At 53.2% G+C, this 14,577-nt stretch carries 13 protein-coding genes; 9 read left to right on the forward strand and 4 right to left on the reverse strand.

Annotated elements, in window-relative coordinates; all coding sequences use genetic code 11:
• Positions 1–269: 269 nt before the first annotated feature.
• From N24_RS02195 to N24_RS02205, 3 genes are all read right to left on the reverse strand, one after another.
• A complete protein-coding gene (locus tag N24_RS02195; protein ID WP_096453940.1) occupies positions 270–1,259 on the reverse strand; it encodes an alpha/beta fold hydrolase in 990 nt (329 codons plus the stop codon).
• A 16-nt stretch (positions 1,260–1,275) separates the two neighbouring features.
• Complete coding sequence (locus tag N24_RS02200) at positions 1,276–1,827, reverse strand: phage holin family protein (protein WP_096453942.1); 552 nt, start codon at positions 1,825–1,827, stop codon at positions 1,276–1,278.
• A 153-nt stretch (positions 1,828–1,980) separates the two neighbouring features.
• On the reverse strand, positions 1,981–2,823 hold the full coding sequence (locus N24_RS02205; protein WP_096453944.1) for an HAD family hydrolase: 843 nt from the start codon (positions 2,821–2,823) through the stop codon (positions 1,981–1,983).
• A 478-nt stretch (positions 2,824–3,301) separates the two neighbouring features.
• On the opposite strand from N24_RS02205, the gene ssd reads away from it, so the two are divergent.
• Genes ssd through N24_RS02240 form a run of 7 tightly spaced genes read left to right on the forward strand, consistent with a single transcriptional unit; the run spans position 3,302 to position 7,670 of the window.
• On the forward strand, positions 3,302–4,369 hold the full coding sequence (gene ssd / locus N24_RS02210) for a septum site-determining protein Ssd (protein WP_096453946.1): 1,068 nt from the start codon (positions 3,302–3,304) through the stop codon (positions 4,367–4,369).
• The gene (locus N24_RS02215) at positions 4,366–5,502 is read left to right on the forward strand and encodes a TadA family conjugal transfer-associated ATPase (RefSeq protein WP_096453948.1); all 1,137 of its coding nucleotides are present in this window, start codon (positions 4,366–4,368) and stop codon (positions 5,500–5,502) included. The genes ssd and N24_RS02215 overlap by 4 nt, the downstream gene beginning before the upstream one ends.
• Complete coding sequence (locus N24_RS02220; protein WP_096453951.1) at positions 5,487–6,263, forward strand: type II secretion system F family protein; 777 nt, start codon at positions 5,487–5,489, stop codon at positions 6,261–6,263. Before N24_RS02215 ends, N24_RS02220 begins: the two co-directional genes overlap by 16 nt.
• Positions 6,263–6,838 (forward strand): type II secretion system F family protein, encoded by a 576-nt coding sequence (locus tag N24_RS02225; RefSeq protein WP_096459594.1) that lies wholly within the window; start codon positions 6,263–6,265, stop codon positions 6,836–6,838. The genes N24_RS02220 and N24_RS02225 overlap by 1 nt, the downstream gene beginning before the upstream one ends.
• A 20-nt stretch (positions 6,839–6,858) precedes the next feature.
• Positions 6,859–7,059: a DUF4244 domain-containing protein gene (locus tag N24_RS02230; protein WP_096453953.1), complete on the forward strand. Its 201-nt coding sequence runs from the start codon at positions 6,859–6,861 to the stop codon at positions 7,057–7,059.
• On the forward strand, positions 7,046–7,357 hold the full coding sequence (locus N24_RS02235) for a hypothetical protein (protein ID WP_096453955.1): 312 nt from the start codon (positions 7,046–7,048) through the stop codon (positions 7,355–7,357). Before N24_RS02230 ends, N24_RS02235 begins: the two co-directional genes overlap by 14 nt.
• Positions 7,332–7,670: an Rv3654c family TadE-like protein gene (locus N24_RS02240; protein WP_231910832.1), complete on the forward strand. Its 339-nt coding sequence runs from the start codon at positions 7,332–7,334 to the stop codon at positions 7,668–7,670. The genes N24_RS02235 and N24_RS02240 overlap by 26 nt, the downstream gene beginning before the upstream one ends.
• Here the strand turns inward: N24_RS02240 and N24_RS02245 are convergent.
• Positions 7,665–10,022: a DEAD/DEAH box helicase gene (locus N24_RS02245; protein WP_096453957.1), complete on the reverse strand. Its 2,358-nt coding sequence runs from the start codon at positions 10,020–10,022 to the stop codon at positions 7,665–7,667. The genes N24_RS02240 and N24_RS02245 overlap by 6 nt on opposite strands.
• A 315-nt stretch (positions 10,023–10,337) precedes the next feature.
• On the opposite strand from N24_RS02245, the gene N24_RS02250 reads away from it, so the two are divergent.
• Together N24_RS02250 and topA are read left to right on the forward strand one after the other, a co-directional pair.
• A complete protein-coding gene (locus N24_RS02250; protein WP_003855831.1) occupies positions 10,338–10,541 on the forward strand; it encodes a cold-shock protein in 204 nt (67 codons plus the stop codon).
• 1,002 nt (positions 10,542–11,543) lie between these two features.
• Entirely contained in the window at positions 11,544–14,540 is a 2,997-nt protein-coding gene (gene topA / locus N24_RS02255; protein ID WP_096453959.1) for a type I DNA topoisomerase, read from the forward strand.
• The last annotated feature ends 37 nt before the right edge of the window (positions 14,541–14,577 follow it).

A 14,577-nucleotide genomic window follows, 5' to 3' on the forward strand; every position in this document is an offset into this window, starting at 1 on the left:
AGGCTGAATTTGAGCCAGACCAAACCAGGAGACCCAGAATCTTTAAAAAGTGGAATGTTGGGTCTCTGTGTTTGGCATTGAGGGCGATTCACCAAACCAGGAGACCCACAAACTTCGAAAACGTGATTTCTGGGTCTCCTGGTTTGGTCTGCGCATGGTCTTCGCGCAGACAGGACGCTCAGACCAGTTCAGACCAGACACAGAGGACAAGATTTTCTATTTCCTCAGTTTTTGTCACGCCTGTCTGGTCTTCTGACTCGATGTCCGCACTACTGAGGCTTAAAAGCAGAGCGCGCAAATTCAGCGATGGTCTTTGCGAATTCACCGGGGTGCTCAAGATAGGGCAACTCAAATCCGCCGGGGATTGCAATGGCGGTGAATGCTCCCGTTGCTCGAGATCGAGCGATGTTGGCTAAATGTTCCCAGCGTCTGGTGTTTGTTTTTAAAAGCCACACGGGTGCCGAGACTGTTTTGTTAGGTACCGAGCCGACGAGGTAGCGGTTGGTGCGGATGATCGGCGTGGTGGTGCGATCGATGGATAGTGCTTTTTTCCGAAGCAGCACAGTTTCTATAAAGGCATTGCTGCGTTGGTACGAGGGGGAGGTATTGCTGACGATTTCCCGCCGAGCGGCGCGGGTGACTTTGATTTGGAAAAGTGGGTGGAGGAATGACGTAAGCCGGCTGATGTCGGTGAGGTGGAGGTAGGGTTTTCGTCGAATAGCGCGGCGCATGTCTGCAGGGTGAATGGCACCGAGGGAGACAAGTCCACGGGTGCGTTGGGGGTACATTGAGGCGGTGGCCCAGGCGATGCTGGCGCCGGTGTCGGAGCCGACGAGGAGGGCGTCGTCGTGGCCGAGGGCTGCGATCACGCTGTTGATTTCACCGGCGGCGTGGCGGAGATCGTAGCCTGTTGGTGGTTTGTCGGACATTCCGTATCCGCGCAGGTCAATGGCGGCGACGTGGTAGCCTGCTTGGGCAAGTGGGTCGATGACATCGCGGTAGTCGTACCAACCACCAAAAGCCCCATGGATCAAAAGGATCAAGGGGTCGGTGGGGGAGCCTGCTTCTGCTAAATGGAGGCGGATGCCGCGCACGGAGACGTGGTCGTGGGTGAACGGGCCGTCTAGGGCAATGATGCCGGGGGAGCGTTCAATTGATGCGATGGTGCTGGCCAGGCCCCGTTTGGAGCTGGCGGTTTTGGCGCGGCTGCCGGTGATGAGGCGGGTGAGGGGAGACGTCGAAAAGCTAAAAAAGGCCATCGAAGTCTCCTCTTTTTTAGTTCTTGCCGGTGACAGCGCCAGGGCTGTGGAAGGACGCAGAGGTGTACAGTCCACGCTTGTTGGAGCGCTCGAGTTTTTCCGTTGCCTGGCCAGGGACGAGGTTTTTCAGCTCATTGACCGACTGGATGGTGTTCTTTGGCGCACCCATCTTCTTGACCTTGCGCCAGCCGAAGAGGGCTAGAGCTGCGGCGAGAACCAGCATGAATAGGAAAACGATGAGGAAAGCAGCCCATGGCTTGATCCATTCGCTCAGCAGGGCTGCAACGAAGAAGAAAAAGAAGAAAGAGCTGTATAGCGCGATAACTCCAGCGACGCTGAATGCGCCACCGCCCACGGCTGCTTTCTTGGCTTCGCCTGCGAGTTCCGTCTTTGCCAGCTCAACTTCAGCACGGAAAAGGCTGGACATTTGGGATGTTGCGTTGGAGATCAGCGTGCCGATGGACGCCTCACCGCTCACGCTGGTGTCCACATCGCTGAGGGGAATTGAATCAACTTTTGGTGCAAACGCGCTGCTACCGTCAGTAAAAAGTCCGTCTTTGTTGCTCACGTGGAAGCTCCTCCGTGTCTAAAATTAGCGTTCGTTATTCCCAATCGTGCCACGAAATCTCATCTTGGGTGAAGTTTAGCGTGTGAAATACATATTAAACGATGCTTGTCGACGCACCCACCCACCATGCCACTTAAGCCTGTCAGGTGAGGCTCAGGCCGATCCGCGCCGAGCGCGTTTTACCCACCAAATACTACCCGCAGCAACCGCGGCGATGCCTGCAACCACTCCGGTTCCGATACTTACCTCGCGTGTGCTGGGCATTTGAAACAGCGGCTCAGGGTTTTTGAAGCTCAAAATTTTCCATCCGCGTTCCAGCGCGATCTTCTTCAACGCGCGATCTGGATTTACTGCGGTTGGGTTGCCGACCATCTCCAGCATGGGAAGATCAGTAAAAGAATCCGAGTAGGCGAAGCTTTGTGAGAGGTCATAACCATTGGATTTTGCTAGATCAACCATCGATTGAGCTTTGGCCTCACCTTTGCAATAAAACAGCACTTCACCTGTGTACATGCCGTCTTGAGCTTCCAAAATGGTGGTGACTGTTTTGCTCACACCAAGCTCTTTGGCGATGGGTTCTACAAGCTCTTTAACCGACGCGGAAATGATGATGACGTCATGTCCAAGTTCTTGGTGATGCTCAATTAGTTCCCGGGCTTCAGCGTAAATAGTCGGTGTGACCACGGTGTGCATGGTCTCCTCGGCGATGGAACGTACCTGTTGAACTTCCCATCCACGGATCATGGCGGTGAGTTGATCACGAGTGTTATCCATCTGTTCACTGGTGTGCCCGGCGAACATGTAGGTTGCTTGCGCGAGGCTTAATTGCAGAGCCACAGAGGGGGAAATAAGGCCACTGTTCATGAATTCGCGACCATACGCGTAGGTGGAACTCATGGCGATAATTGTCTTGTCCAGATCAAAAAATGCAGCCACCTTTGTGGGGGTAGTCGCATGGGTGCCCTGAAGATTTTGGGCTGGATCTGGCTGATTCACACAGCACAGTTTAGCGCTTTTTGCCAGTAATCCAAGACCTGTGGCGAAACTAAAGTTGCTGATGTGACTGAAGTTGCTTGCAGGGATTGTGGATATAGCCCTTGGAGCACGTGCCGGAGGTGTCATTTGCCACACCTGTCCAGATTCCAGTTATTCGAATAAATAATCGGGTTAGATGTTGTCATGTGGCGTTTAATATGCCATAATTTCAGGTGCAAGGCCCCGATATACAGTGTGGCCTGCCCCGGCACAATCCCCCCCCGTTGCCGGGTTACTGACGGCCCGCGCACACCCCCCCCGAGGCGCGGGCCGTCCCTATTTCCAAAACAAGTTGATATAGCAGAATTTTCTAGCGTGCGTGGAATATTGCTAAAACTATCCACAGTTGTCGGAGTATTTTGATGCTGTGGGGAGAGTTATCCACAGGCTTTTTGGCAGGTCGTTGAAAGGGAATGATCAACGCGTCAGAGTTGGGGACATGAATACCACACACTCTGCAATTCTTATCGCCGTCGAAGACCCCGTCCTTCATCCAGAAGCCATGCACGTGGCTGCGGCCACCGGTCGCCCAGTTATTGAAACTACAAATATTGGGGATATCACCAGGCACTTTCATCGCGCATCGGCAGTTCTTGTGGATGTTGCGATGGCTTCAAAACTTAGCAACAACAAGCGCCGCGACCGAGTGTTTTTGCTTGATTCTGATCCAGGGCCGTCTGATTGGAAAACAGCGATGGCGATCCATGCGGAGCAAGCCATACTTTTACCGGCTCAAGCTAGCGAGTTGCTTAGTGCTTTAGGCAGAGAAGACACCAAACGTGCCACAACGTCAGGTCACGTAATCGGCGTGGTGGGCGCTGTGGGTGGAACTGGAACAAGCACGCTTGCCGCTGCGCTAGCTAGAAAACGTGGGGAATCAGCAACCACCGTGCTCATTGATGCCGTTCCGGCTTCAGGAGGGATTGACCTCCTCTTGGGCATCGAAGATGTACCCGGCGCGCGGTGGCCTGATGTGGGACTGCGTCGCGGGACTGTGCATGCAGCTGATGTGTTAAAAGCGTTACCTCGCACGGCGGATGCTGTGGCGGTGTTATCTACTGCGCGTTCGAATATTCTTGATCCGTTTGAGCTGTGTGCCGCTGATATCGCTGCCGCGATTGCTTGTTTCTTAAATGCCGAACAGTCCATTGACGTCATTGTTGATCTGCCAACCGCAGGGCTTGATCCCACGATTCTAGAACAGTTGACCCACTTAGTTTTGGTTGTTCCAGCTGAGGTTCGTGCGGTGGCAGCGGCACGGGCACTGTATCTGGAATTACAACAATTTCATATGTCGATCACTTGTGTTTTAAGGCATCGCGGGTGGTCTGGATTAGATGTGGCAGAAGTAGAAGAGATTCTAGGGACCGATATCGTGGCGGAGGTCGGTTCGATTCACAGGCTTGCTAAATCGGTGGAAATGCATGGTCTGACTGGTTCACTGCCACGGGTTTTAAGCTCCGCGTGTGTTGCCGTGCTGGGAGAGCTGGCGGAGGTGGCGGCATGACTGATATTGATCAAGTGGTTGAAAGCGTGCAAAGGATTATTGCCACCTCATCAGAATCGCTGAGCTCGGCAGAGATTGCCGGCATTGTCCGCGAACAAGCAGGGGTGATCAGCAATGAAGATATTGTGATCATTTTGCGGCGTCTGCGCAGTGATTCTGTAGGTGTTGGCCCTTTGGAGCCACTGCTGGCCACACCTGGTGTGACTGATGTGCTGGTTAATGGTCATGGCAGCGTGTGGATTGATAGGGGTCAAGGAGTTGAACAGGTTGATATAGATCTTGGATCTGAAGATGCAGTGCGCCGTCTTGCCACCCGGCTTGCGCTGAGCTGTGGAAGAAGACTTGATGATGCGCAACCTTTTGCTGATGGCAGAATTTCCAGAGACGACGGCAGCGTGCTGCGCATTCATGCGGTGTTAGCTCCGTTGGCTGAATCGGGAACATGCATTAGTTTGAGAGTGCTTAGGCAAGCTCATTTAAACCTTGAAGATCTAATTGGAAACGGCACTGTACCAGGTGATATCGCTCCAGTGCTTCGGAATATCATCGCCCAGCGACGTTCGTTTCTTGTCGTGGGTGGCACCGGAACAGGTAAAACCACCTTGCTGTCTGCCATGCTCACAGAAGTTCCACCTGATCAGCGCATAGTGTGCATTGAAGATACAGCTGAGCTTCACCCCTCACACCCAAGCATGGTTAATTTGGTGTCTCGCCAAGCAAATGTTGAAGGCGCAGGCGCAGTGAGCATGGCTGATCTGTTGAAACAATCACTGCGTATGCGCCCGGACCGCATTGTTGTCGGAGAGATCCGTGGGGCAGAGGTCGTGGATTTATTAGCTGCGATGAACACCGGCCATGACGGAGGTGCCGGCACAATCCACGCAAACTCGATTACTGAGGTACCTGCACGCATGGAGGCATTGGCCGCAACTGGTGGATTAGACCGCTTGGCTTTGCACTCCCAATTAGCTGCTGCAGTGGACATTGTGCTGGTGATGAAACACACCTCCCAGGGACGCAGGCTTGCTCAGCTGGGAGTATTGACCGGAAACCCAGTAAAAGCGCAGGTGGCATGGGATATTGACCACGGGATCCACGAAGGTTTTGAGGCCGAACCATGGTTTACGCACTAGCTCTTTTAAGCGCAGCCATTGTGGTTTCTGCACCACCAGGGCCACGCAGACGAACACACTCATCCACAGCAAAACCAAGCTTTCTTATCCCGGCTTTAGTAACCTTATTCTTCCTGGCCACACTGTTATTTATCGTGGTTGACGCCTACACCATGATTGCTGGGATCATCATTGCGGCAGTGTTGTTGTGGTATCTGCGCAGTCGCCATGACATCGCACAGCATGTAAAACAATCCGAAGTCTTGGCCAGTTTTCTAAGCCTTTGTGCTGGAAACCTACGCGCCGGGGTGGCCATGGTCGATGCCATGGAGTACGCACTGGCCAACAGCCCAACAGATAAAACCATCAGCGTGGCACTGCAGACCGCAGCCAGGCAGGCGCGGTCAGGTGGAAGCGGTCCGAAAGTGCTTATCGACGCCACCTCCCCCGACCTTCAACGCCTCGGCTATTTATGGGACACTTCCAGTCGCCATGGCATTCCGCTCGTTGCACTCATTGATCAAATGCGCTTAAGGATTACCGCCAAACAACGTCACGCAGAATCCACTCGAGCAGCACTTCAAGGACCACAAGCAACCGCAGTGATCCTCACCGTACTTCCGCTTGCTGGAGTGCTGATGGGAACAGCCATGGGTGCACATCCTCTGGGCGTTCTCACCGGCGGTGGAATAGGTGGCCTGTTGCTAGTCATTGGTGTCGGATTAGATGCGGCAGGTTTTGTGATCACCCACAAAATCCTCCAGAGTGCGAGCCCACAATGATCATCACAGCACTTTTGATTGCAGCATGTGCACTCCTGATTAGCGCCCCAAAGCCTCTTGCGCGTGGTGGCCTTTGCACTGGGAAACGAGGCAAAAGCCTGCGTATCCGAGCAGGGCCGAAGAAGCTTCGCAGTGCTGATCCAGTAGATGTCTCCGCAGATATCGAACTGTTTTCAGCATGCTTGGATGCAGGTTTAAGCACACGCGATGCAGCCCAGGTGGTAGCCCACGTAGCCGCACAATCTCACCGAGAAACCTGGTCACAGGTGGTGGCTTTGCTCTCGATTGGAGTCAGTGCCCCACAGGCATTTTCTCTCATGGCAGCCATAGATGGGTTAGATGAACTGGCCAATCTAGCCACCGTGTCCTATCGCTCAGGCAGTGCACTCAGCGAGGGCTGCAAAAACATCGCAACCTCATTACGTGCAACTGCAGGTGATAAACGCACCGCTGCCGCAGAACGTGCCGGGGTGTTCATTGCGTTGCCTCTCGCACTGTGTTTCCTACCTGCATTCATGATCGTCGGGCTGGCACCCGTGGTGCTCAGCTTGGGTACGCAACTAATTAATTTCTAACTTTTCAAGGAGAGAAAACAATGTCTATGTATCTACACCTTCTTCGTCAACGCACTCATGCAGTTTTACGCCAAGATGATGGACTAACCACTGTTGAATATGCCCTGGGAACACTGGCTGCAGCAGCCCTAGCAGCAGTGTTATACATGGTGGTCAACAGCGATGCCGTGTCTTCAGCGTTTGAATCCATCATCGAAGACGCCTTAAGTGCAAGACCTTAAACAGCTACGACTCGGCGACGATGACGGCTCCGTCAGCATTGAGGCAGCACTTGCACTGTCCTCATTGGTGATCGTGTGCGGCTTGATCATCGCAGCCATGGCCACATTGGCGGCATATCTTGCAGCAGTTGATGTTGCTGGGGCTGCAGCCAGAGCACATGCCATTGGTGAAGATTTCACGCCAACCAGGGGAGAGGTGAACATGCAAGAATCTGCCGGCATGATGACAGCAACGGCACACATACCAGCACCGTTTGGGCAGGTGAGTGCCAATGCAGTTTTCCCGGTGGAAAACTAACGATGACGGTTACATAACAGTTGCAAGTGCTGGATGCGCAGCAATCATGATCAGCCTTTTGATTGTCCTTGCCTGGCAGGCGGGAAACCTCGTGGCTCGTGAACAAGCACAGGTAGCAGCGGATGTGTCAGCCGTTGCTGGTGCCTACGTTCTAGCCCGCGGCGAACTGGCTGCCGCCGCATGCAGTGTTGCTCAAGAAACTGCGCTAGCTAATGATGCAGAAGTAGAAAACTGCACCATAGAAGGAGAAGATCTCACGCTAACCATTAACGTTCGAGGCCAACAAGCTCAAGCAAAAGCAGGGCCGTTATGACGTGCCCAACAAGGTCACCATCGCACCCAACAACTTGATGGCACCTGCCTTATCCAAAGGGTTATTTCCATTGCCACATTTTGGAGATTGAACGCAACTGGGGCACCCAGATTCACAGCCACAACTGCGGACAACTTCAAATGTGGCCTCAATCCACTCCGCAAAACGTTTAAAACCAGAATCAGCAAAACCAGCCCCACCGTCCATGCCGTCATACACAAACACAGTGGGGTAACCAGTATCCGCATGAAGGGCTGTGGATACGCCACCGATGTCCCAACGATCACAGGTAGCAAGCAGCGGCAACATGCCAATAGCTGCGTGTTCTGCCGCATGAAGAGCACCAGGGATATCAGCAGCAGGAATACCCATGGCCTCTAAAGCTAACGGATCGATCGTGTACGCAACCGCCCGAGTATGCAGAATTTGAGGAGGAAGATACAACGGAGTGGCATCCAAAGTGGTGCCATCAGCAAGCTTGGTGACATAGCCTGTGACCCGGTCAGTGACCTGAACATCTACGTTGGCAACCCACAAACCGCCACCGGCATCAAACACCTCATCGTCCAAAGGAGCAGATGTAATCCGGATATCAGTGTCACTTCTGGCATAGGTGGTGTAATCAGGCAGCTCTGGCCTGGCCAAGGCCAAATGCTCGTCCAAATCCAGCTCATCGATGACAAAAGATTCCCCCTGGTGCAAATACACCGCACCGGGATGCGTCTGAGACATCGCTTTGGCTGAATCAATGGTGCCCAAAAGACGACCATCGCTGATATCAACAATCATAAATTCCGAGCCAGAACCACCACGCAAACTCACCTGCTGATGAGCACTATCAGGACTAAGCTCATCCGGATCATCTGAATGAGGCTTCTCCACCGCAAACCATCCCCGCGGCCGACGACGCAAAAACCCCTCAACCTCCAGCTTCTCCACGACTTTTTGCGCACCAAAAGCCGAAACCTCTGCTTCCGTCAACGGTTTTTCCACCGCAGCGCAATAAATATGACCACGAATCACATGCGGATTAGTCGGATCAAACACCGCAGCCTCAACCGGTTTATCCAACAAAGCAGCCGGATGATGCACCAAATACGTATCCATCGGTTCATCACGAGCAACCAACACCACCAATGAACCCTGACCCCGGCGCCCAGCTCTACCAGCCTGCTGCCAAAAAGAAGCCACCGTTCCAGGAAAACCCGCCGTTACAACAGCATCCAATCCGCCAACATCAATGCCCAGTTCTAAAGCATTGGTGGAGGAAACACCGAGGAGGGTGCCGTCGTCAAGCAATCTCTCCAACCTGCGGCGGTCCTCCGCCAAGTACCCCGCCCGGTAGGACGCCACGCGCCGGGCGAAATCCGGGCGCCCGAGTGTGCTGAGCTCTTCCTGCGCGCGGAGGGCAACGATTTCTGCTTGTCGACGAGACCTCACAAACGTTAGGGTGCGCGCACCCTCGGCAATCAACGTAGCCATAATATTCGCCGCCTCGGTGCTGGCCGCACGGCGCACAGGAGCGCCGTTTTCACCCTCTGCGCCTTCGATGAAACCAGGCTCCCACAGCATCACCGTGCGCTCACCAGTCGGAGCGCCATCTTGTGTGACCGCTTCAACCGGAGCGCCAATCAAACGAGACGCATGGGTTGCTGGATTGGAGCTAGTTGCAGACGCCAAAATGACCGTTGGAAAAGATCCATAAAACGCAGCGATCCGCAACAAACGACGAATCACCATCGACACGTTTGCCCCAAAAACACCACGATACGCATGGCATTCATCAATCACGATGAACTTCAAATGGCGCAACAACCTGGCCCAACGAGCATGATTAGCCAACAAAGACGCATGAACCATATCCGGATTGGTGAATACGAAACGGCTGAGATCACGAATCCCGGCGCGTGCTTCAGAAGGGGTATCGCCATCATAAGGAGCTGGATTTATGGGATGAAATTCTGGAATGTCCTTAAGCAGCGCAGAAGTAAACGTCAACTGATCCGAACCAAGTGCCTTAGTGGGAGTTAAATACAACGCACACGCGGTAGGGTCCGAGCTCAAGGAAGACAAAATAGGCAGCTGGTATCCCAAAGATTTTCCCGACGACGTACCCGTTGCCACCACCACATGCTGGCCGTTCCACGCCAGATTCGCAGTCTTAGCCTGGTGGGAAAATAACTTCTCCACACCACGCACTTTCAGAGCATCCACCAAACCTGCGGGCACCCACTCTGGCCAACCGACAAACTGAGCCTTCGACGCTGGCAGCGTGACCAGGTGGGTTAACTTTGACTCGGAGTAACGTTGTGAAATAACCGCAGCTAGATCTTCACCGAAGCTTGGTCTCATAGCCTGAGTCTTTTCACTCTCAAAATCGGGGGTAGTCAAGAAATTACCCCCTTTCGCTGGGCTGGATAAATGGGATTGACCTGCCAAAACTTAAAACTAATCTTAATAGACTATCGCTCGGGCCTTAAACATGAGACACTTGTTGCCAGGTCGCAGTTTCAGTGCGCAGTGTTCAACGCTCGCAAGGATAGACGTGAGCGTTCGGCATTCATACCGTCGGCGTTCGTTTAAAAAACGGCCAGATGTGCTGTTCAAGCTCACGCAAGAGTGGGACATCGAACCCGGTAGTAATTCCAATCAGTAAAGGTAAGACAAATGGCACAGGGCACTGTTAAGTGGTTCAACCCAGAGAAGGGCTTTGGCTTCATCGCTCCTTCCGACGGATCCGCTGACGTTTTCGTCCACTACTCCGAGATCCAGGGCAACGGCTTCCGTACCCTCGAGGAGAACCAGCTCGTCGAGTTCGAAATCGGCGAAGGCGCTAAGGGCCTTCAGGCTCAGGCTGTTCGCGCAATCTAATTGCAGCTGAACTTTTAAAACCGGTAACGATTGTTGCCGGTTTTTTCAATTTCCAAAATGGGTGGGTCTGAGTTTGGCCCTCTTAAGTTCGATTTCATGATTTCGAGACCTTACCTGCAATTTCACGCTTTCGATTTTTTGTTAGCAATTTCGCATCCTCAATTTCTTAACACCGATACCAGTCGGAAAATGGGTGAAAACCTAGTGGTATCGAACTTGCGAAATTGAGCGCAAGAAATTGAGTGTGGGAAATCGAAACCGTGAAATCGAACTTAAGGAATTAAGTGAAAAGTGTGCAGATTGTCTAATGGCCACTTAACTGTAGGAGGCGATTTAAGGGCTCGAAGTTTCCTAATTGAGTCTTTGTATGGGGGAGGGTGAATTGGGTGCTTAGGGGCGATTTTAGAAGCTATCCATTTTGGGACTAATGGGGCGCATGTGAATTCTGAAAGAATACTGATCAAGGATTCACCACAAACGGGCCCAAGGAGGGTGGAATCGATCAAAAATTTGCATTTCACCGGCCTCGAAATGCAAATCCCCATCACAAAACTGAACTTTCCGCCGATTTGTGGTGTATTTTAGAATATTTATTCCATTGTCCACCGACCCCTTGCCTGAAGTATGCGGTGCGGTCAGAGAAACCAGAAAATCGCTCGAAAATATTGCACAAACCACGAAAACTAGTGAATTTAGCCTAGTGTGTGCAGGAGCCCCTATTAATACTGTGTACCGTGTTAGTGAAACGCATCATGTAATACTGTCGTGTACAACGGTTACGTGAAGTGAAGTTCTTCCCCCGTGAAGAGCACCGGATTCGGTGAAAGCAACTCACTTATGGTTATGCTTTCCAAGAGTGAACGTTTACTTGTTCGAAAATATTCGACATAGTGGGCAGTGCACGCATAAGAAGACATAAGAAAACGCAATAGAAAACAGTGGCTTTTGGGTGTTTGTGAAAATTCCCTGGGCCAAGGCAGTTAACGAGAGGGATGCATTCCCGTGGCAGATACCGCAGGCACAGCAGGATCGAAGAAGTACTTGGTGATCGTCGAGTCGGCGACCAAGGCTAAAAAGATTCAGCCTTACCTTGGCAATGATTACATTGTTGAGGCTTCCGTTGGTCATATTCGTGACTTGCCTCGTGGTGCTGCCGATATTCCTGCGAAGTACAAGAAGGAGCCTTGGGCTCGTCTTGGTGTGGATACCGATAGTGGTTTTGCTCCGCTGTATGTTGTGAGCCCGGATAAAAAGAAGAAGGTTGCGGACCTTAAGGCGAAGCTCAAACAGGTTGATGAGTTGTTGCTGGCAACAGACCCCGACCGTGAGGGTGAGGCCATTGCGTGGCATTTGCTTGAGGTGTTGAAGCCGAAGGTGCCGGTGCGTCGCATGGTGTTCAATGAGATCACGAAACCTGCGATTTTGGCTGCGGCGGAGAATACTCGTGAGCTGGATGAAAATCTGGTGGATGCGCAGGAAACTCGTCGTATTTTGGACCGTTTGTATGGTTATGAAGTCTCACCGGTGCTGTGGAAGAAGGTTATGCCGAGGTTGTCGGCTGGCCGTGTGCAGTCGGTGGCTACTCGTGTGATCGTTGAGCGTGAGCGCGAGCGTATGGCGTTTATTTCGGCGGATTATTGGGATTTGTCGGCGGAATTCAGCACCGATTCTGCAACCGACGCAGACACTGACAATCCAACTGCGTTTACTGCGCGTTTGTCCACGATTGATGGCAACCGGGTTGCTCAGGGCCGCGATTTTAATGATCGGGGTGAGTTGACGTCGGAGGCGGTGGTCGTCGATAAGCAGCGTGCTGAGGCGTTAGCCGAGGCGTTGGAAGGCCAGGAAATGGCCGTGGTTGGCGTGGAGGAAAAGCCTTATACGCGCCGCCCTTATGCACCGTTTATGACCTCTACGTTGCAGCAGGAGTCGGGCCGCAAGCTGCATTTCACGTCTGAGCGCACGATGCGTATTGCGCAGCGCCTGTATGAAAATGGTCATATTACCTATATGCGTACGGATTCGACGTCGTTGTCGGCGCAGGGTTTGAAGGCTGCGCGTGATCAGGCGCTGGAGCTTTATGGTTCTGAGTATGTTTCACCGAGCCCGCGTACCTATGACCGCAAGGTGAAGAACTCGCAGGAGGCTCACGAGGCTATTCGTCCTGCTGGTGAGACTTTTGCGACCCCGGGCCAGTTGCATGGGCAGTTGGATGCGGAAGAATTTAAACTCTATGAGTTGATTTGGCAGCGCACCGTAGCGTCGCAAATGGCTGATGCCAAGGGCACGTCGATGAAGGTCACCATTGGTGGCACGGCGAAAACTGGTGAGAAAACCGAGTTCAATGCCACTGGCCGAACCATTACCTTTCCTGGTTTCTTGCGTGCGTATGTAGAAACTACGCGCACTGCTGATGGCCGTGATGTGGCGGACAATGCTGAAAAGCGCCTGCCGTTGCTGTCCGAGGGTGATTTGCTCAAGGTTTTGGGCATTGAGGCTGATGGGCACAACACCAACCCGCCTGCGCGTTACACCGAGGCGTCTTTGGTGAAGAAGATGGAAGACCTAGGAATTGGTCGCCCGTCTACCTATGCGTCGATTATTAAAACCATTCAAGATCGCGGTTATGTATATTCGCGTGGCAATGCGTTGGTGCCATCGTGGGTTGCGTTCGCTGTGGTCGGATTGCTGGAGGCAAACTTCACCTCCTTGGTGGACTATGATTTCACCTCTTCGATGGAAGATGAGCTGGATAATATTGCAGCCGGGCGCGAAGGTCGCACGGAATGGCTCAACGGTTTTTACTTCGGCGATGCCGAAGCGGATGATTCCATGGCGGAGTCCGTCGCGCGCCAGGGTGGTCTAAAGGCGCTTGTCGACGCCAACCTCGAGCACATCGACGCCCGCTCTGTAAACTCCCTCAAGCTTTTCGACGACGCCGAAGGCCGCGCCGTCAACGTACGAGTCGGACGTTACGGCCCGTACATCGAGCGCATTGTTGGCAAAACGGAAGAAGGTGAGCCAGAGTTCCAGCGCGCCAACCTGCCTGAAGAAACCACCCCTGATGAGCTCACACTTGAGGTTGCAGAGAAACTCTTTGCCACTCCTCAAGGAGGCCGCGAACTTGGTATTAACCCGAATAACGGTCGCATGGTGGTTGCTAAGGAAGGCCGCTTTGGCCCATACGTGATCGAGCAGGTCACCGAGTCTGAACGCGCTGGTGCGGAAGCCCAAGCTGAAGAAGTTGTGGCTGCTGAACGCAAAGCCGAAGATGAGCAACGTGCTGCCGATGGCATGCGCCCTAAAAACTGGGAAACCAAAACCGCTGCCAACCAAAAAGAAAAGCGCATCAACCAGCTTGTCGAGGAAAACCTCAAACCCGCAACCGCGTCACTGTTCAGTGGCATGGAACCTGCAACAGTGACCCTGGAGGAAGCGCTCAAGCTGCTGTCCTTGCCACGCGAAGTTGGTGTTGATCCTTCCGATAATGAGGTAATCACCGCGCAAAACGGTCGCTATGGTCCCTACCTGAAGAAGGGTAGCGACTCTCGTTCGCTTTCTAGCGAAGCGCAGATCTTCACCATCACCTTGGATGAGGCCCGCCGCATCTACGCTGAGCCAAAGCGACGTGGCCGTGCCGCAGCGCAGCCACCACTCAAGCAGTTGGGTGACAACGATGTCTCCGGCAAGCCGATGACAGTTAAAGACGGCCGCTTTGGCCCCTATGTCACCGACGGCACCACCAACGCATCCCTGCGTAAGGGCGACGTTCCGGAGTCCTTGACTGATGCTCGTGCCAACGAGTTGCTTTCTGAGCGGCGCGCTAAGGAAGCAGCAGATGGTGGAGCGCCGGCCAAGAAGACGGCGAAGAAGGCCGCTAAGAAAACTGCTGCCAAGAAAACTGCGGCGAAGAAGACTGCAGCGAAGAAGACGACTAAGAAGGCTCCGCCGAAAACCACTAAAAACGTGGTGAAGGCTGGGACACGCAAAAAGTCCTAGTTTGCGGCGTTTGCGGCGTTTGTGGCTCAGCAGGTCT

The sequence above is a fragment of the Corynebacterium suranareeae genome (assembly GCF_002355155.1).
Lineage (GTDB): Bacteria > Actinomycetota > Actinomycetes > Mycobacteriales > Mycobacteriaceae > Corynebacterium > Corynebacterium suranareeae.